Raw genomic sequence first — 19,287 nt, 5'->3', positions numbered from 1 at the left:
TTAACGTTGTCATTTTTGTGAAAACGCTTTACACTTGAGGGAGTTAATTAAGGGGGTTCTGCAGATGCATAATTATAAAACATTAGTTTATGGGGGCATCTCGGCAGTCTATCTCGTTGCGGCATATGCGCTGTATCATTTGATTCGCCTCGCCTACATTTTATTCTTCCTATAATAAAAACGCTGACCGTCAAAAGTCAGCGTTTTTTCGTTTACCGATGCCATATATAGTTGTCGACTGCTAAGGCAACTTGCGGATTTTCATGTAACCGACTGTGTTGTGCCTGCTTGCCATGGAAATCTTTTTCAGTGTAATCGACCTGCCGTCCGCGCAACAAATACTTGATCGACCGCGCCGAAACATTGGTCACGAGGCTGTCAGAATGGCTCCCATCATCTAAATTGCCGACAATGTTCAACAACTGTACTCCTTTGGGAAAATTGGTCCGTTTAGCGACTAACAATTCATAAGCCGCATGTAAATACTTGGGCTGACCGTCTGCCAAGACTGAATTTTGATTGGCAACATCATCTTCGCCCACGACCCCATCAAACGGCCCGGCAATCGTCACTAATTTATGAATCTTAGGAAAATCACTGGCTTGCTTAGTCATTAATAAATTAACACTCGCCACGCAGCCCGCTGAATGGGCCACAATATTATATGATTTAAACGGGTGTTGCGCTTTAACAGCCGTAATCACCGCCGCCAACCAAGTACTTTGTTGATCATACTGGGCCAAATTATTTTTGAAGACAACTTGAATAATGGGATTACGGGTCTTAGCTGACCACGTGCCGTCCAATGTCACCGTCCCACTCGTACTGACCGTCGCCACGATGACTTTATGCGCATGCGCCGTCTTTTCAGCGTGCGCAATCAACGTGTTCGTTGACTTGGCACTGCCTTGAAACCCATGCACATAAAAAGTGGGCCGTTCACTTGTGACATATGGGGAAAGCACCTTTTTGGCCTGCTGGCTACTGGCTGCGGTTGACTGTGACTGCTTTTTACCACAGCCGCCGAGCCCAACCACAAGTACCAATCCTAAAAATAACCATTTGATAAATCCTAACTTTCGCAACCTATTTTCGCCTCATTTACCTTATTCTACCCAATTTCGTCTGACTTGCACCAATTCATCCTTTAAATACGTCGCTGAGAGTTGCAAATACGTGATGTGCTTGCCAGGCGTTGGCGAGTGTAATAGCCAACCATCACCAGCATACATGGCGACATGGTGCAACGCCCCCTGCCCCTGCTGATGCGCAAAGAAGCAAAGATCACCAGGTCGGGCAGTCGCAAGTGTCACCGCGTTACCGTTAGCGACTTGTGCACTCACATCACGTGCGAGAGTGACGCCGATACAACGATGTAAGCCATACATGAAGCCGGAACAATCAAAGCCATAAGCACTGATTCCACCCCACAAATACCGCAAGTCGAGAAATTTTGCGCCTAATTTAACCATTACCTGACCAGCAGTGAGTCCGGCGGTTGGAAAATCAAACTGAGTGGCACGTTTTGCGACTTTCGCCAGGCCCAAAGGTGTCTGAACTAAATCAGTCAACGGGTCCTTACTTGAAATGACGGTCAATTCGGTTCCCAAACTGAGTGGCAACAAGGTGTGACCATCAGCACTCAACAGTGGCGTGAATGGCCGCCGAATCACGACCGTTGGCCCAGTTTGAATGGGTAAAGTTGCTGTGGATAAATGCGCCGCCCAGATCCAACCAGGATACCCCTGCGGATGCTGAGCATCTTTTTGTGAAACCACGTAGCCGTACACCCAGCCACCGACTTGGCGCTCAATTAAAATCGGATCATTAAACAACGCTTGCGTCACACATAAGTTAGCCTGTTCCAACCCAACTGAATCTGCATCCGTCATCTGTCCAATCCAAGCATCAAGCCCTTGCACGTCTAAGGCATGTTGATCAATCGATCGTAATTTAGGTTGACGCCAGACCGTCGTAACGGTGGCACATACTCTGGCAGTTTGCATCTGATGGCCTCCATTTTCAATTAGTCTTTCATAGTTGTATTTTACCCCCATTCGTAAGCCACAGTAAAGTTGCTGTCCTTTCTTTGGAAACTTAACGATAAGATTAAAAACAACTGTGAAAGTATGCTATGATACTACTAATTACTTAGGGAGGCGTTTTTATGGACAAAACCGATTTGAAGATTCTGAACGCCTTACAAGCGGACGCCCGAATCTCACTGAAAGCGTTAGCTGATCAATGTTTTATTTCATCACCGGCGATTTCAGCACGAATTTCCCGCTTAAAAAGTAGTGGCATTATTCGCGACTATCAAGCCAATTTAAATTATCAAAAACTGAATTACCGCATCAAAGCTTATATTCAGTTACAACTTGAGCCGTCACAAAAAGAGCGGTTCTATCCGTTCGTCGAAGGGGTGCCGAACATTCTCGAATGTGATTGTGTCACAGGTGAGTATTCTCAAATCCTAAAAGTTATTTTTGAATCCACCCAAGAACTGGATGATTTCGTCAATCAACTGCAAACTTTTGGTAAGACCAGCACGCAGATTGTTTTTTCGACCAGCGTTCCGAATCGCGGCTTCAACTTACCCGATGACCATGATATTAGTCATATTGTGGATTAAAGAAAGAGACCCAGCAAATTTGCTGAGTCCCTTTTTTAATCTGCAAAACGATTCATGACAAAGATAATCAATGTTCCGGTCAACCACAACCCCAGTAGTGGCAGTAAAACTAACGATCCGAACGTATACCAGCCGATGACCCCCATAAACAGGATTTCCAAACTGTGGACCATAACTAACAATTGAAAATAGGCGCGATAAGTCCATTGAACTAAAATCCCCATTAAAAATAGCACTAGCATGACACTATAAAAAAAGCTGTGGACCATTTTAACCTAACTCTCCTTTTCGAAAACTCCCAATGAATTTTCAAGCTGGTTTCATTGTGACCCAAGAAGCCTGTTGTGCACAATCGAAAAAGGGTAAATCCTTTGTAAATTTTGAGTAAACTCACACAAGTTGATCACTGTCGTCGGTCGTAAAAATAGCCATCAGGATTAATTCTATCACCGTGAATACCAGTGACAACGGTGGCCAAATAAAGACAATCAAACCTGCCATGGCAACCGTAATGACCCAAAACCACCAACTCGTGTGTAATCGATAAACTAACATGTGGCGAATTTTGGCACTAACTTCTGGGTGGTCGCCTTGATTTGCCACCACAATGGCATGCGACAAAGCGATATAAGCGAGCGCCCACAAGACAAAAATTAGGAAATAAAATAATTCTGGCTGTGCTTGACTAATAAATCGACCAGCCCACGCGGTTGCAACTGGTAATAATGACATCGACAATAGCCACAAATTATTTAACCAATAAATCCGTTTGGTGACGCGCCTCGTGAGTGTGAACATATAATGATGGTTATACCAGGCCACCCCAATAAATAAGAAACTAATTAAGTAAGCCGTCAAGTAACTGCCATTGGCCGCCAGTGCCTTAAACGTTGGCTGATCCGGCGTTTTAAATTCCAACACCATGATCGTCATTACGATGGCAATGACCGCATCCGTAAATGCTTCGACTCGTCCTTTGTTCATAACGATTCCCACTTTCATTTTTAACTCTGACTTAAATCATAGCACGAAAAAACGCCACCCATCACTGGATGACGCTTATCGCTTTAACCTTGACGTTCTTTAAGGCTTAATTTTTCAACGTTTAATTCTTTATCGACCCAGCCATCCACAAAACTACTTTCATGGCTGACCAAGATCAGATTACCTTGGAAACTCTGTAAGGCCTTTTTCAAGCCTTCCTTAGTCTCATCATCCAAATGGTTAGTCGGTTCATCCATAATCAAGAAGTTGCTAGGGATGAGTTCGATCAACGCCAATTTGACCTTGGTCTGTTCCCCACCACTCAATAAGTGCATGGGTTTCATCGCATTAGCCGCATTGATCCCACACTTGGCCAACTTCGTCCGAATCGTCTTCGGCAACATCGTTGGATAATCATTTTGAATCGTTTGTAACGGCGTCCAGTCGGGATGATCCCATTCCAAATCTTGATTGAAATAGTTGATCTTAGCTGAAGGTGAGAAGTTCGACTTCCCGCCTAATGCCGGAATAACGCCCAAAATCGATTTGATCAAGGTTGATTTACCGACCCCGTTAAACCCTTTAAAGGCTAACTTTTCACCGTTAGTCATTGAAAAAGTTACTGGTGCCAATAATGGTTTCCCATAGCCCACTGACAATTTAACGACCGTTAAGGCATTTTGCGAACCAGTATCTAAATATGGAAACGCAAAACTAGCATGCGCATTTTCACTCGGTGGATCGACCCGATCCAAATGCGACAGCATCTTTTCACGCGACTTGGCCATGGTCGACTTCGACCCCGCCTTGTTTTTCCGAATGAACTTTTCAGCCTTATCGATGACAACTTGTTGCTTTTCAAAGGCCTTCAATTGCGCTTGCTTGCGCGCTTCTTTTTGGCGCATCGCGGATTGGAAATCCCCACGATACTTGATAATTTTGCCAAACGCCACATCACAAATACAGTTCGTCACCTTTTGTAAGAAATCATAATCATGTGAAATGACCATGACAGCGCCACGGAACCCATTCAAGTAGTCTTCCAACCACGAAATATGCGCCGTATCCAAATAGTTCGTCGGTTCATCCAAGATAATCACATCTGGATTTTCAAGCAACAATTTCGCCAAAATAATTTTTGACCGTTGCCCACCAGACATTTGACTGATCACATGGTCACGGCCAATTTCATCTAAGCCTAACCCTGTAATGACTCGTTCCATCTCAGTTTCGATATCATAAAAGTTATTGGCTTCCAAAGTTTCTTGAATTCGACCAGCGCGTTCCAATAACCCGTCATCCATGCTGGTCGCATAGTCGGCGTAATATTGTTGCATATTGGCATCCATATCATATAGCCGTTGGAAAGCCGTTTTCAGAAAAGCATACAGTGTCATGCCTTCTGGAATATCAGCGTATTGGTCCAAATAGCCGGTCCGCAAGTTGCGTTGCCATTTGATTTCACCTTCCAAAGGTAAAATTTGACCCGTTAAAATTTTAATTAAGGTACTCTTACCGGCCCCATTTTGACCGACGATACCCATGTGATCGGCCCGTTCCAAAGTAAAGCTGGCGCCTTCGTACAACTTACGATCGGCGAAACTTTGTGACAGGTCTTTTACTTCTAGTAAAGCCATTTATTTTCATCCTACGCTTTCATTAATTCACTCTGCAAAACAGGCCCCGTTGAGTAACGAGGCCTGCAAACTAAGGTTTAGCGGCGCTATGCCATGACTAAATCCTTATCTAACTCATACTGCATGTGGAAATACATGTGATCACCAATTGGCTTGATCCCAACCGTTTCATAATCATGACGATCATAAAGCTTCTTGGCACCAGGGTTCGCCATATCAACGTTTAAACCGATCCGTTTCTGGCCGGCGTCACGGGCATACTTTGGTAAAGCGGCTAATAAGCGCCCACCAATCCCGTGGCCTTGATAATTAGGATCAACTGCAATTGAGTCCAAGTACCATTCATGTTCATAACTCTCTGCTTCAGCTTCAAACGCTGAACCAAACGCATCGTTACCTGCAGTGACTTGCGCTAACACGTCATCCACAGCATCTTCATTCTTGTCGGGGTAGCCAAATGCGACCCCAACCACTTGACCATCGGCCTCGGCCACTACCGTCGTGGCTTTCTCAGACAAATAAGCTGGTGTCCGGTAAGCTGCAGTAATGGCCTGCTCTAAGTCAGGTTCTGGAATGTCGTCTAGTTCCTCAAGTTGCATTTCATCAAAGATCATATTAATTAGCGGTGCTATCTGGCCCGCGTCATCCTGATCAGCTGGTCGAATCGTTATCACAAATAGTCCTCCTTCTTAGTAATTAATACCTTACTATGAATCGGCGTGGTTGTCAAAATTCATGCCGCAGCTAACCATTAACTAACGCGCCATATCTGGCTAATCACGCGACAGTCAAACATCGGCCCGACACGTGGTATACTTAATTCTGAAATCAATTTGAAGGGATTTGAGCTTGTGAATATTCGTGACATTGATCACATCGTTTTGACCGTCACTGATTTACCACGTACCTTACGTTTTTACCATGAAGTTTTCGATTTACCCATCATCACTTTTGATGGCGACCGCCAAGCAGTTTTAGTTGGCAAACAAAAAATCAATTTCCAAGTCGTTGATGAGCCCCATGACCCTGTTGCTGGCAAACCAACCCCTGGTAGTGCAGATTTATGCTTCATCGCGAAAGATCCGATTGAAAGCATCCAACACCATTTGAAGAGTTACTTCGTTGATATTGTCGCCGGTCCCGTTGAACGATCCGGTGCTCACGGTAAATTAACTTCATTATATGTCCGTGATCCTGACAACAATCTCATTGAAATCAGCAATTACCACTAAACCAGAAAAAATCGGCTAAGCTTCGGTTGAAGACTTAGTCGATTTTTTTATGGTAATAAACTTTTCATTAATTGGCGAATGTGATTATTCTCATTCGCAGTTGCCATGGCAATTCCCATCTGACATTGAGTTTCAAAGTCTGAGTCAGTTGCCGATAGACAGCTTACTTTATAGTAATACAGATATTCAACAAAATAAGTGACGTGCTTAGTTTGGGCAAGTTTGATCCCACGATTGCTGACTTTAATGGTAGCAACTTGATCTTTGCTAGCAAAGTAAAAGGCTGCAATGTCTTTAAGAATAAACAATAGTTCACTAGACTTAGCATTTGAAATCAACAGGTTAGCCTGTAATGCTTGCATAATCAATCCGTAGTAATCCCCGGCTCGATATAAATCTTGCTTTGCCATGTATACTTTAGCTTTAACAAGGTACGCTAATTCAGTATAAACGTCATAAGTGTCATTTTGAGTCAACATCAGGACTTTATCCATCATAAACAACGCGGTATCTGGATCTGATTGGATCGCCAAAAATCCTTTCAAGAATGTATAGCTAATTTGGTCGTTGGTTTTTAATTGCTTTTCAGTGATTAGTGCTAACTTAGCCGCCGCATTATCAACTTGACCGAGCAGAATGTCGCGCTCTAAATTAACCAAAACAGCATGTTCTTCCGCATTAGCATTGCTAGCAAAATCACTGAAGACATCATTCAGGGTTAAATTCAGCTTAAGACAGAGTTGTAGTAAGACTGGTAAGGTCGGCATCGCGTCGTGCTTTTCCAACCGACTGATGATATTTTGATTGCAAATACCGGCTGCTAATTCAGTTTGCGTTAAGCCTTGCTTTTTTCGCTCATCAAAGATGACATTACCGAGAAACATCTTTCCACCTCCAAACAATGCTAGTCACGTTTTATTTTCTTCATTCATAAAATTAAGAACAAGACATTATAAATATGATATCATTATAGTATAAAAAGGAAGCGGATAAAACCTATGTTTATATTAACGAATCAACCCTTAAAATCAAAAAAGCGTGTTGCTGAGGCAATTTTTGGAAGCGCTTGCTACCAAACAAAAAAAGTATTGGTAGTCCCTAGCACAACTAAAGATTGGTAACCGCCAATGATACGTATACCCACTTATCTCGGTCAGCTTACCGACGCCAGTATTATCTTGCTGTACTTCCTCTTACTATTTACATTTGGCCCAACTTATCGTTTACGTCTAAATTATCTTATTGCCGTAATCAGCACGTTGGTCATCAGCTTCATTGATACTAAATGGCATATCGCAAGTGACCTGATTATGCCATTAATTTTTCTGTTTGCAATCCAACCAGTCAAGGGACACTACTTGGACAAACTACGACTGTATCTTTTCAGTTATCTGATCCTAGCTTTCTCAGCAAGTATCGTTGGCTATCAGATTACCAAAATGATTAATATCACAAAGTTAGCCGACCCTGCCACCGGTTATAATTTTATTATCTTGCACACATTCCTACTTTACTTTTTAAGTTTTGTCATCGCAATTATTGGCATTTTAATTTATGATCGTTTAAAAAAGAGTCTCGACTTTCATGATCCAATCATAAGCCGTTCAATCTTCATTGGTACCGGTATTTTGTCCGTGAGCATCGGCCTACTTATCATCGTATCCCGACTGCTAGATCAACAGCTGAATCTTCTGCTAATTAATATTGGAATTATGGTCACACTGCTACTGCTAACACTCACTGGGCTCATATTTTATCTCAACGCCTATCAAAGTAAACTTCAGGTTGAAAAGGAACGACAAAAAAGCCAAAATGATGCACTTTATATCCATGATCTACAGCTTAATTACGACAACTTACGCCGTTTCAAACATGACTATAAAAACCTATTACTCTCGCTATCAGTACTGCTCACGGAAAACAAAGTGTCTGCTGCGCAAGCTGCCGTCAATAATTTTTTGAAACAGTCTGAGCAAGCAAACACACACACACGGCTTCACAGTCAGGCACTAGCCCAAATTTCCGATGACCTCGTTCGTAGCTTGCTAGTTGCCAAAACTAGCAACGCACTCGCCAAAGGCTTAAAAGTAGATTTAGAAATCAGCGAGCCAGTTGGGTATTTTGGCACTCAGCAAGCCGATATCTTGCGGATTTTAGGCATTCTCTTCGACAATGCGATTGATGGTGCCACTGACTCAGCTCAAAAACAAATCCGGTTTGCTATCCTACGCAATTCTGGTCACTATGACTTCATCATTCAAAACACGGTTAAACCAAATCATATTGATCTTGAAGCGATTGGTCAGTTTGGCTATACAACTAAGCAACAGCATTCTGGGCTTGGCTTAGCAACTGTCCATCAAATTTGTGATTTGAATGACTACTTGATTCAATTTACCACAGCAGCTCACCGTTTCACCTGCACCTTAACTATCTAATAGGAAGTGACGATATTGTTCGACATGATCATCTGTGAAGATAATCCAGAATTACTAAACTTATATACGATTATCATCAAAAAGTATATGACTGAACATCCCAATGACCCGTTACGGCTAAGATTAGCAACAACTAACCCCAACGAAGTCGAAAGTGTCCTGAAACCACAGCACTATCCCGATACCATCTTTTTATTGGATATTGAGTTCGCCAACTCAAAAATCCGCGGAATCGATCTAGCCACGACGATTCGACAGCATGACGCTCATGCTAAAATCATTTTTATTACAACTCACGAAGAATTGAAACCACTAACTTTTCAACGAAAAATTAATCCGTTAGATTCAATCAACAAAGAAATTGGTTTAGCGGAGATTCAGATTCGCCTGTTCAAGGACTTAGCAACCGTCTTTAAACAAAATCAGGCCACAACATTGTTTGACTATCGACTGGGTACACAGTGTTACACCATTCCAACAAATCAGGTAGATTATTTTGAAGTCGCCGAGACCGGCACCAAGACTCGTTTACACGCTCGCCATGAGATCACCGAATTTCGTGAGTCCTTAGCAAACATTGTTAAGCGGTGGCCAACGTTGGTCAGCATCAATCAAGAGCTGTTAATTAATGCTGACAATCTTCAAACCATTGATCAGGCAAACCATACCCTACACTTTCAGGATGGCCTAAAATTGTTGATTATGCTAACTAACCGTGAACTGCAAGCCTTACAGAAAGCCATATCTTAACCAAGCAGTCAATCGTCAAGACAGCATAAAAAGGATCGCCGGTTGTTTAGTCGTTAATGACCAGACAACCGGTGATCCTTTTCGTACACTCAGGCAAGATTTGACTCAATATATGAGACCATGTCAGCTAAATAGTCTTGCGATTTATCATGCTTACGGTAATCCCAAGATAAATCGAGCCGAACCTCTTCGCCATTTTTTAGTTTCAAATTTAAATATCTAGCCGTGCGCATCCACGGTAAATAGAACTCAGGCGCATAGGCCATCAAAGGCGCACCGATAATTTCTCTGGATTCAATAATTTTATGACCAACGACCACACTGACCGATTTAATTTGATCAAAGCGCAGTAATTCTTGTGGCGTGGCATGCGGATTGAAGATTGCCCTAACTCGATCTGACCAACTGTTATAACGATAATAGTGAATTCCTTGTGACGTGACTTGCCAAAACCCATATTGAAGGACTAAATACTGTGGAAAGTAGAGCATGCTGACTAGTAAAAACGCAACAATACCAACGACTAAAACATATTGAAGCCCGATCTTTGAAAAGAACGGTAACATCACTAACATGAACGCAGCGCCAACGACCAAACTAGTTATTAACGGCCGCATTGATATTTGACGACCAAAAACCCATTTATTGAGCATAATTACATCCTCTTTTCAGTACGTATTCTTACTTGAAGCAACGTCAGAACACATAAATATGATGCCTTGTCTAACCCAGCTTTTCTTATTCAAACCACAACATGTTGTTTATGACTTAAGCATATCACGAGCCATTAATATGTCAACGGAAGATTAATTTTATGCTAAATAAGCATAAAATGCTTTTCACTCAATTTAAGTCCAAAAAGATATCCCTCTAATTAAGCTTGATCTGCTTAGTTAGGGGGACCCTTTCAGCCTGAGACTAACCTCGACTCGTTCAAATAACTTTGACTGCTGCTGCTAAAGTTGCTGTGACATTATTGAGCGGCCTCGCCTGTGAACGGCCAAATTTGCATCCGACACGGTCATTTTCTGATTGCCATAAGTGGAGCTTCACCGGTAATCGTCAACAACTGCACCATCACTTCATCATCAATCTGCATCCCCTCAGCCATGCTTGTCATCATCGCACCCAATCCTAAACTCGCCGTCATCATTGTGGCAACAAAACCAACCTGTTTCATGCTTGGTTCCCCCTCAAATCCTTTTTACCTACAACCAATGATTTAACTATATTTAAGACCACCAACCAAATTAGCGCGGTTAGTGGTCTTAAACAGGACTGTATTATTCAGCCGCGCCAACAATATCGCCAGCTGCAACTGATTTAGTTTGATTCAATGTTAACTGATGGACTTGATCCATATTGGTAATCACAACCATCATCGTAGCGGCTTTACCTGCTGCTTTAATGGCAGCCAAATCGACCGTTGCAACTGCCGTTCCAGCAGCAATCTGATCACCTTTTGCCACGTGTAATGTGAATGGCGTCCCATTCATTTCAACCGTGTTGATTCCCATGTGGAGCAAAATTTCTAACCCTGAAGCCGTCTTTAACCCCAAAGCATGCTTCGTTGGGAAAATACTCGTGACTTCACCACTGACTGGCGCCACAATTTCATTGGACGTCGGTTCCACGGCATAACCATCACCAAGTAATTTCTGTGCGAAGGTGTCATCTGCCACATCACTGATTGGCATCAACGTCCCAGTAGCTGGGGCTTGAAGGACCGTCGTGACCGGCGCTTGTGACACACTCGACGTAGTAGCAGCAGTCGTTTCAGCTGACGTTGACGTATCAGCAGTCGTTGCCGTGACCGGCGTCATTGCAACATTGCCATCAAATAAAGACTGGAGTGCTTCAGCCACAAACTGAACTTCGGTCCCAACGACGATATGAATATTATGCACGTCCAAAATATTCAATCCAGGGACGCCTGCAGCTTTAACCGCTGGCTGATCCACTTTGCCAGTATCCTTCAATTGTAACCGTAAACGCGTCGTACAATTACTGATGACACTAATGTTGTCGTGACCACCAATCGCCGCATAAATTTGTTTGGCTTGACGCATAAATTTATCGTCGGCGGCATCAGCAGCCACCATTGCGGTAGCGCCAGTGTCAGCGACCGCGACAGCATCACGGCCAGGTGTTTTCAAATCAAATTTTTTAATTGCAAAATCAAAACCAAAGTAATAAATTACCGCCATGACCAAGCCTTGCACGATCAACATGTACGGCTTATTGGCCAATGGCATCCGAAAACTCAATAAATAATCGACTAACCCGCCACTGAATGAAAAACTGGCCGTCCAATGCATCAAAGCCGCAAAACCGAGTGAGAGGCCCATGAAGGCTGCGTGTAACACGTACAATGGCCAAGCCACGAACATGAACGAAAACTCTAAGGGTTCGGTGACACCGGTGAAGAACGAGGCAAACGCCCCAGCTAACATCAATGAGCCCGTTTCCTTTTTATGTTCAGGCAATGCATTCCGGTAGATGGCTAACGCGCCTGCTGGCAAACCGAACATCATGATTGGGAAGAAACCGGCTTCGTACATCCCAGTCACACCCTTGACCCCTTTGCTAGCCCAGAAATTACCAATATCGTTAATTCCGGCCACGTTGAACCAGAAAACTGAATTGAGCGCATGGTGTAACCCAGTTGGAATCAACAACCGGTTGAAGAAACCATATAGTGCGGCACCGACAAAGCCTAACTTGGAAATACTCGTGGCAAATAAAACCATCGCGCCGTAGACAACTGGCCAAATAAAGTACATCCCAGCCGTGAAGAACAGCATCACGAAAGCCGCAATAATCGGGACTAAGCGCTTGCCACTAAAGAACGACAAGGCCATCGGCAACTTGACTTCGTGGAATCGGTTGTAAAGCGTGGCGGCGATTAACCCCGCACATATCCCGACTAACACGTTTTGATCCACATATTTGAACGCTTCATTTAATGACGTCGGTTTGACGTTTAACAAATTTGCCAACCCAATGGCATTGGTTGGACTCAACATTGTGGTTGGGACCAAGTAGGCCACGACCCCCGCAATGGCGGCGGCCCCATCCTTGTTGGCCGACATCCCCACGGCTAACCCAACTGCGAATAGTAACGCCAGGTTGTTGAGTACAACATCCCCACCGTTGATCATGAAACGCGATAAAATCCACGCTTTCGGTAAATAGTTACCGAGCCCCACTAAGATTGCCGCTGCTGGTAAAGTGGCAATCGGTAGCATTAGTGATTGGCCCATCCTTTGAAAATATGTCTTCATACCAATTTCTCCCTGTTCTCTTTTTCAATACGTTGTAAATCCTATCACAACGTGTAATTTGATAAAAGCCAGCCGGCCAAATTTCAGTATAGACCAATCGTCGTTGATACCGTTTCCAACCTTATGATGTAATGTTTTTTGAATCATGAAAAAAGTTCTGAAATAAATCAGAACTTTTTCATAAAGATTCTTAAAAAGTTATTTTTTTGATTAATTAATCGTTAAATGTGCAAATATAAACTATTATGAGCTTAAACCTGAACAGGTACCGCTGGCTGTTTATATTGTCGCATCATTTCAGCGAGATGAACCTCTTGGGTTACGAACTCATGGACCCGACAAACGTAGTCATGTTCGCGACCGAGTTTAGCAATGTAACCATTAATGTAGTCCACTTCAGTTGGCCGACCATGTGAAAAATCTTGATACATGGATGGATAATGATATTTATACGCATGACTGACGGTTTCAACAGAATCGATTTCAGCTTGCCGCGTCTCAATCAGTTTAATCCCAGCACGTTCACAAGCATCATAAGCTTCATTAAAGAGCTGGGTCGCCATCGCTTTAACACCCGGATATTCGATAAATTGTCCCATCTGTAGTTCAAACATCGTACATAAACTGTTGGTGACCGCGTTGAAGACAACTTTTGACAGGCACATGCCCATAAAGTTATCCGACCAGATTGGATTAAGCTGTGCGGCCTTAAAGTCTGCCATGACATTGCGCGTCGTCGCATCCATCTCACCAGCATACTTACTCATATGCATCGTTTCACTGCCAACTGGTCCCATGAAATCAACGGCTCCTGGACCAGTCAATACGGTCGCAATCATCGCCGTTCCACCAATAATTTGTGTTTCAGGAAAATAATCGGCAATTTTTTCAAAGTGCCCCATACCATTCATCGCGGAAAAGACATATTGGTCTTCATGGAATAAGTGTGCATCTCGTTTAAGCTCATCAGCTAATTGCATCTGTTTCTTAAAAATAATCCAGACATCTGGATGACCAGTATAGTCCTCGGGCGTATAAATATTGATTGGAACGATGTGTTGGTTCGCATGATCACGAGCAACTTTCACCCCGCCCTGCTGACGAACCTGTTTAATATTTGGTTCCCAAGTTTCAATAAAATCAACGGTCACCCCTGCATTCTCTTGTAGCATGACGCCGTAACGATAGCCCATTGCACCTGCACCAATAATGCCGTATTTCATAACTAACAACTTCCTTCCAATAACTAGTATGTGTAAAACTTTTATAATATGATGGAGCTAAGTAGAAAACTTATGTGTATTGGGTCGATTTAGTGCTTATGTGTTTAAAAGTTGACGAAAAAACGGCCTTCGGATAATCATATCCAAAGGCCGTTTACACGGGTTCCCACCTTAATTTGACTAGTACTCACATACTAATCCTCAGCACGTTCAAAAAGACTAAACGTGTGCACGTTAATGGGTGCGCCCAGCGAACCTCGAAAAGTTCGCACCAAAGTTTGAGCTTTGATCAAATTGCCATGACACCTTCCCAACTAACGGTGCTTTCTAAGCATGTCAACTTAACGACTCCTTCAAACCATTATGGTTTTTCATCAAGTTTTAATATTATTACCATAATCTCATTTTAAAGATTTGTCAACTAGGTTCCGGTAAACTGTTGATTCTTAAGTTCAAACGACGACCGCTGTTAAAAATAGCCCCATTAAGCTTAAGAATCTTAATCAGTCTGATTGAGTGTGTTTAACAATGGCTTCCAATCCAGCGACCAAATCATCCCCAACGCGTGCTCTCCGGTCAACGTCCCCATTAAGGGGCCAATCTCACCCGTTTTGACGCGAACTGCTGGGAATTGATAACGGAGCTCGCTAGCCCAATCTTCCGCAATTTGAGAATCATTGGCACTAATAATATCTAAACGAACCGGTAACTGTTGCGTAATCACAAAGCGGTCGAATTCATCTTGAACTGCCTGTTGCGCATTTTTCAAGGTCCGTTCCTTACCCATGACCTGAATCTTGCCGTGGGCATTGAACGTGATCATCGGTTTATTTCGTAAGACCATGGTCCCAGCTAAACTACTATTATTGTAGATGCGGCCATTTTTAACCAGATGCCGCATACTATTCACAATAAAGACCGTGCGCGTCATTTCACGCAACCGTTGGAGCTGGGTTAAAATCGCATCCAAATCATAGTGCGCTAACGCCATTGCTGCGGCAAGTTTCACCATGTTAGCAGTCCCAGCACAGGCTGTCCGTGAGTCAAAGACTTGAACATCCAGATCTTTCACTGAAGGGGCATACGTCTTTAAATTGTTCACATAGCCGCTGATGCCGCTACTGAGTCCAATCACTAAGACCTGATCATAGCCGGCTGATTTCAAATCATCGAAAACCAGCTGCATTTCAGGCATGGAAATTTGAGAAATTGTCGGAATATCTTTTTCAACTTTTAATAGGCGATAAAATTGATCCGCATTAATATCCACATTTTCATGATAAACATGATTACCGAACATAATTGGATCATTGACCACGGTAATTTTATAATCTGCCGCTGCTTGGGCCGATAAATTTGCCGAGCTATCAGTGACCACCGCAATTTTCATTTGTTTCACTCCAATTCAACGGTGTCCGCACACTGAAATTCCAGCCTGCCGCACACCTTTTCAAATCCGATCCGCATTTGTCTTGACATTTTTTGTCAACAAAAAAAGACACTTACGTACAGTATACTGTACGTAAGTCCCCTTTTTCAAACTTAGCTTAGTGTGACGTCACGTTTTTACGAAATTGCTAGTTTAACATTAGAACGGACACTGGGCTTAACTGATGCTGGCCATTGCGTCGAAAAGGCAATTGGCAAGGCCGTCACTTGTCCACGACCCAAAGTTGCCGTCAAATGGGCCAGTTGGGTCGGTGTTAAAACACTCGTCTCATAGCAGCTTGCGTTACGACGATTGATTGAGAAATCACCTTCATTAGCGCACTTTTGTAACGTTAAAACTGGACTCGTCGTAAATAATAGATAAGCTTGCGCCACTTGACTCAATGCCCGCACTGGTAAATGGGCCTGGTTCGGATTAAAGGCCGTGCCACGGGTCTGTTGCAGCCAGCGATGGGCCGCCACGATCACATCATTCAAGACGCTATTGGCGGTCGCCGTGCTCCAGCACCGGGTCCAGTGTACAAGCTCTGCCCAATCGCTTGACTCCGGACCGCGACCCCATTTTGAACCCCGTTGATTTGACTCAAAGCCAACGTATTCGGCACGGCAACGGGCGCAACCCGGCAATACAATTGCCCCACCTGAAGTTGGGCTTGTGCTAACAGCTTAACTTGCCAGCCAGATTGTGCCGCTTGCTGACAGGCGGCGGCAGTTATCATCGTAATCCCCTGCGGTTGAATTTGTGAAATCGTCAATCCTTGGCCAAAAGCAAATTGACTGAGAATCATCAATTTGTAAGTCGTATCTAAACCACTGACATCATTCGTTGGATCTGCTTCCGCATAGCCCGCGCGTTGGGCTGCTGCCAACGCCTCTGCATAGGTCGCACCAGTTGCCGTCATCGCACTTAAAATATAATTAGCTGTCCCATTAATAATTCCAGCGACTTGCTGCACTTGATCCGTGGCATAACTATCCGTTAACGTCCGCAAAATTGGGATACCACCCGCGACACTTGCTTCATAAAACAAATCACACTGTTGTCGCTGGGCCAAAGCAATTAAGCGTGGCCCAGCCGTCGCAATTAAATCTTTATTCGCCGTGATGACTGATTTGCCATGTTGTAAAGCCGCAACGATTGCTGCTTCAGCGGTCGCCAACGTCCCCATGACTTCAATCACGATCTGAATGTGTGGATCAGTCACGACGGTCGCAATTTTATCAGTCAACCGAGTCCCAATTGGCAAAGTGACTGCTCGCGGGGCATTTAAATGATGCACAGCAACTGCCGCTAAGTGTAACCGAATGCCTTGTGTCTGTTCAATCTTGGTAGCGGCTTGTGTTAGTCGCATCACGACCCCACTACCCACGGTTCCAAGCCCTAACATGCCCACTTCAATTGTCTGCGTCATTTAAAACACCTTCCTAATCAAGTTTTGCGTCAGTTAGCTTTCAACCTTCGCTAATTTCAAACTTCCAAGCCAATTCTCATAAAGCTGACAGCTCGCTGATTGCCAATTATAACGAATTTTTTGCAACGTCTGATCCGCAAAATAATGTTGTGGTAACTTGATTGGCAACTGTTTACGTCGATCACGAAAATATTCGTTGGCCAGCGTTTCCGCTTCATATTCCGGATGACCAGTCACGTAGACCGCCTTTTGCTGTGGCGACGTTAGGATCAATGGGCCAATCTCGTCATTGGCAGCCACAACTTGTAAATCCGCCGGTAAGTCGGCTGGCAAGTCAAGTTGCGTATGCCGCGATTGTGGCATTTTCAAGCTGCCACGCCCTTGCAACCCACGGAGTAATCGTGATTGTTCATTAACGGTGGTCGCCTGAAAGATACCAAAAATTTTCTGTGCGACAAGTTGCTTTCGGATATTGAATTGCGCGTAGAGCCCTGCTTGAGCTGCCCAACATTCAAACAACGTATTGGTCACGTGTGTTTGCGCCCAAGTCACGATGGTTTCAAACTCCTGCCAGTAGTCAACAGCTTCAAACCGCAACTGTTCAACGGGAGCCCCGGTCACGATCAAGCCATCAAATTGCTGATCAGCTACCTCTGCCAGTGTCACATAGTTTTTAGCAACCAACGCTCGTGGCACACTTTTGAAATGATGCGTTGCCGGATACATAAACGTCACAGTCACATCTTCGTTCAAGGCCGAAAACCGCTGTAGAAACTGACGCTCAGTCGTCAGTTTGGTTGGCATCAAATTGAGAATCAAGATCCGCATTGCGGACGCACCTGCAGGCTGATTGAGCCATTGTTGTTGGGCTTTTAACAAGCCATTTACTACTGTTACTGTCATTTGATAACTCCCTCTCTGACCGATTTTGAGCCTAAAAAAAGCTTTCGCCCATCAGTCTCCCTAAAGAAACTGACGGACGAAAGCTTTCGCGTAACCACCGTGATTTATTGCCATTTCGCAATGACAACCTCGACAAGTACCCATAACTGAACAGGATACTCCGCAATATATCGGTTGCCACCGCATACGTAGCCGCTTGCGACCCGTATCATGACTCCAAGCTCATCTTCACCACCACAACAATTGCTCCTCACACCACTCCGAAGCTCTCTGTAAAATTGTTCTAGCCGTTACTCTTCTCTTCAACGTCTTAATGTGTTTTTAATTTAAGCCTAATTTAACACCGTAGTTTCTAATTGTCAATACATCCTATAAACTTTTTTAGGCCGACTGGATCAAGCAGCCAATTTTAAACTTGCTCGTGCGTATTCCAGCGACTGATCTGCTGCACTAAGGCATCTAGCTCTATCGGCAATGCTGGTCGATGTCGATGAATCAGTGGCCGGACCAGTTTTATTTTGCTAGGGTAGCCGATCCGATAATTGACTGAACTCGTCGAAAAATCGGTCGTGACTGCTGACCGATAGTCTTCAATATAAGGCGCGACCCGCCCAGAAAATTTAAGTTTATCCCCGGGCTTCAACTCACCAAGATCGCGAAAGCCCTTGCTCAGCTTGAACCAAGATTGGGTCGCTACCAGCTGCTTGTCAGCCAAGCGGACACTCGTTAATAGAATTGTTGGTTCAACCCGTTCGGCCCCAGCACGATAACCGTAGCGCTCAAAAATACCCGTGAACCAATAGCGTTCAGTTGTGCCCAAACTTGCTAAGTGTTGGCGCATCGTTTGTTCTTCCAAAATCGCAGACCCCTTTCAATCAGTAATTAGATTATAGCAAACGTACGTTCGATTAACTAGTCATAAACCAATATTTAAGATTTTGTTTTTATCAGCGATTTTCCTGATTAACCTTCATTATGACCACAAATCAGCGACCTAATAACTGGTCAGTTTTCACAACGAATTCTAATTTTTCACTTGACAGCTTTTTTATCTATGCCTATACTGAATTCATTCAATAACGAAAGCGAGGAACCAAGGATGACAAAGTTCTTATTGACCAACTTGAATAGTTCATGGCAAAGCCGGCGATTCAGATTGTAATTCCGTCACACGGATACAATCTGGCAAACAGTTTGTATCTGTGCCGACTTAACTTTGTTATCTAAAGAAGTCTGCATGGGTTTTAGACACAGCAGGCTTCGGTTCCGTAAAGGGCAGACCAGAGCTTACTGGTTTGCCCTTTTTATTTTGCCTTACCCATGCCCAGACCAAAAAGGTTCGA

20 protein-coding genes are annotated in these 19,287 nt (G+C 43.8%); 4 read left to right on the top strand and 16 right to left on the bottom strand.

The features are described from left to right. Nucleotides 1–212 precede the first annotated feature (212 nt). Both FFM70_RS03915 and FFM70_RS03910 read right to left on the bottom strand, forming a co-directional pair. Nucleotides 213–1,085, bottom strand: a complete 873-nt coding sequence (locus FFM70_RS03915; protein WP_137615544.1) for an alpha/beta hydrolase — start codon at nt 1,083–1,085, stop codon at nt 213–215. 21 nt (nt 1,086–1,106) lie between these two features. Continuing rightward, a complete protein-coding gene (locus FFM70_RS03910; RefSeq protein WP_137615543.1) occupies nt 1,107–2,006 on the bottom strand; it encodes a C40 family peptidase in 900 nt (299 codons plus the stop codon). Nucleotides 2,007–2,167: 161 nt separating this feature from the next. Between FFM70_RS03910 and FFM70_RS03905 the strand changes: the two genes are divergently transcribed. Beyond that, a complete protein-coding gene (locus FFM70_RS03905; protein WP_137615542.1) occupies nt 2,168–2,632 on the top strand; it encodes an Lrp/AsnC family transcriptional regulator in 465 nt (154 codons plus the stop codon). Nucleotides 2,633–2,667: 35 nt separating this feature from the next. Here the strand turns inward: FFM70_RS03905 and FFM70_RS03900 are convergent, their stop codons facing one another. The 4 genes from FFM70_RS03900 to FFM70_RS03885 form a co-directional block, all read right to left on the bottom strand. Next, complete coding sequence (locus FFM70_RS03900; protein WP_137615541.1) at nt 2,668–2,901, bottom strand: hypothetical protein; 234 nt, start codon at nt 2,899–2,901, stop codon at nt 2,668–2,670. A gap of 121 nt (nt 2,902–3,022) precedes the next feature. Next, nucleotides 3,023–3,616 carry a TMEM175 family protein gene (locus tag FFM70_RS03895; protein ID WP_137615540.1) on the bottom strand — a complete coding sequence of 198 codons (594 nt, stop codon included), beginning with the start codon at nt 3,614–3,616 and terminating at the stop codon, nt 3,023–3,025. 83 nt (nt 3,617–3,699) lie between these two features. Beyond that, a complete protein-coding gene (locus tag FFM70_RS03890; protein ID WP_137615539.1) occupies nt 3,700–5,253 on the bottom strand; it encodes an ABC-F family ATP-binding cassette domain-containing protein in 1,554 nt (517 codons plus the stop codon). Between the two features lie 86 nt (nt 5,254–5,339). Continuing rightward, on the bottom strand, nt 5,340–5,927 hold the full coding sequence (locus FFM70_RS03885; RefSeq protein WP_137615538.1) for a GNAT family N-acetyltransferase: 588 nt from the start codon (nt 5,925–5,927) through the stop codon (nt 5,340–5,342). 177 nt (nt 5,928–6,104) lie between these two features. On the opposite strand from FFM70_RS03885, the gene FFM70_RS03880 reads away from it, so the two are divergent. After that, complete coding sequence (locus FFM70_RS03880; protein ID WP_171002290.1) at nt 6,105–6,485, top strand: VOC family protein; 381 nt, start codon at nt 6,105–6,107, stop codon at nt 6,483–6,485. A gap of 47 nt (nt 6,486–6,532) precedes the next feature. On the opposite strand, the gene FFM70_RS03875 is transcribed toward FFM70_RS03880, so the two are convergent. Then, nucleotides 6,533–7,369, bottom strand: a complete 837-nt coding sequence (locus FFM70_RS03875) for a helix-turn-helix domain-containing protein (protein WP_137615536.1) — start codon at nt 7,367–7,369, stop codon at nt 6,533–6,535. Nucleotides 7,370–7,612: 243 nt separating this feature from the next. On the opposite strand from FFM70_RS03875, the gene FFM70_RS03870 reads away from it, so the two are divergent. Together FFM70_RS03870 and FFM70_RS03865 are read left to right on the top strand one after the other, a co-directional pair. Next, the gene (locus FFM70_RS03870) at nt 7,613–8,923 is read left to right on the top strand and encodes a GHKL domain-containing protein (protein WP_137615535.1); all 1,311 of its coding nucleotides are present in this window, start codon (nt 7,613–7,615) and stop codon (nt 8,921–8,923) included. 24 nt (nt 8,924–8,947) lie between these two features. After that, nucleotides 8,948–9,673: a LytTR family transcriptional regulator DNA-binding domain-containing protein gene (locus FFM70_RS03865; RefSeq protein ID WP_223877438.1), complete on the top strand. Its 726-nt coding sequence runs from the start codon at nt 8,948–8,950 to the stop codon at nt 9,671–9,673. An 89-nt stretch (nt 9,674–9,762) separates the two neighbouring features. Here the strand turns inward: FFM70_RS03865 and FFM70_RS03860 are convergent, their stop codons facing one another. From FFM70_RS03860 to FFM70_RS03830, 9 genes are all read right to left on the bottom strand, one after another. Further along, the gene (locus tag FFM70_RS03860) at nt 9,763–10,326 is read right to left on the bottom strand and encodes a hypothetical protein (RefSeq protein ID WP_137615533.1); all 564 of its coding nucleotides are present in this window, start codon (nt 10,324–10,326) and stop codon (nt 9,763–9,765) included. Nucleotides 10,327–10,694: 368 nt separating this feature from the next. Beyond that, complete coding sequence (locus FFM70_RS13840; protein ID WP_171002289.1) at nt 10,695–10,853, bottom strand: hypothetical protein; 159 nt, start codon at nt 10,851–10,853, stop codon at nt 10,695–10,697. Nucleotides 10,854–10,956: 103 nt separating this feature from the next. Then, nucleotides 10,957–12,957 (bottom strand): N-acetylglucosamine-specific PTS transporter subunit IIBC, encoded by a 2,001-nt coding sequence (gene nagE / locus FFM70_RS03855; protein ID WP_137615532.1) that lies wholly within the window; start codon nt 12,955–12,957, stop codon nt 10,957–10,959. A gap of 251 nt (nt 12,958–13,208) precedes the next feature. Next, entirely contained in the window at nt 13,209–14,180 is a 972-nt protein-coding gene (locus tag FFM70_RS03850) for a ketopantoate reductase family protein (protein WP_137615531.1), read from the bottom strand. 499 nt (nt 14,181–14,679) lie between these two features. Further along, nucleotides 14,680–15,570 (bottom strand): DegV family protein, encoded by an 891-nt coding sequence (locus tag FFM70_RS03845; protein WP_137615530.1) that lies wholly within the window; start codon nt 15,568–15,570, stop codon nt 14,680–14,682. Nucleotides 15,571–15,746: 176 nt separating this feature from the next. Beyond that, on the bottom strand, nt 15,747–16,091 hold the full coding sequence (locus tag FFM70_RS13930; RefSeq protein ID WP_223877431.1) for a hypothetical protein: 345 nt from the start codon (nt 16,089–16,091) through the stop codon (nt 15,747–15,749). 11 nt (nt 16,092–16,102) lie between these two features. Then, nucleotides 16,103–17,041 (bottom strand): homoserine dehydrogenase, encoded by a 939-nt coding sequence (locus FFM70_RS03840; protein ID WP_223877430.1) that lies wholly within the window; start codon nt 17,039–17,041, stop codon nt 16,103–16,105. A 33-nt stretch (nt 17,042–17,074) separates the two neighbouring features. Then, on the bottom strand, nt 17,075–17,944 hold the full coding sequence (locus FFM70_RS03835) for a homoserine O-acetyltransferase/O-succinyltransferase family protein (protein ID WP_137615529.1): 870 nt from the start codon (nt 17,942–17,944) through the stop codon (nt 17,075–17,077). Between the two features lie 409 nt (nt 17,945–18,353). Beyond that, nucleotides 18,354–18,800, bottom strand: coding sequence for a hypothetical protein (locus FFM70_RS03830; protein ID WP_137615528.1), 447 nt, complete (start codon nt 18,798–18,800; stop codon nt 18,354–18,356). Nucleotides 18,801–19,287 lie beyond the last annotated feature (487 nt).

It is taken from the genome of Lactiplantibacillus nangangensis, from assembly GCF_005405065.1.
Classification (GTDB): Bacteria; Bacillota; Bacilli; order Lactobacillales; family Lactobacillaceae; genus Lactiplantibacillus; species Lactiplantibacillus nangangensis.
Note: the sequence above shows the minus strand (reverse complement) of the source record. Positions and strands in the feature narration are given on the sequence as shown.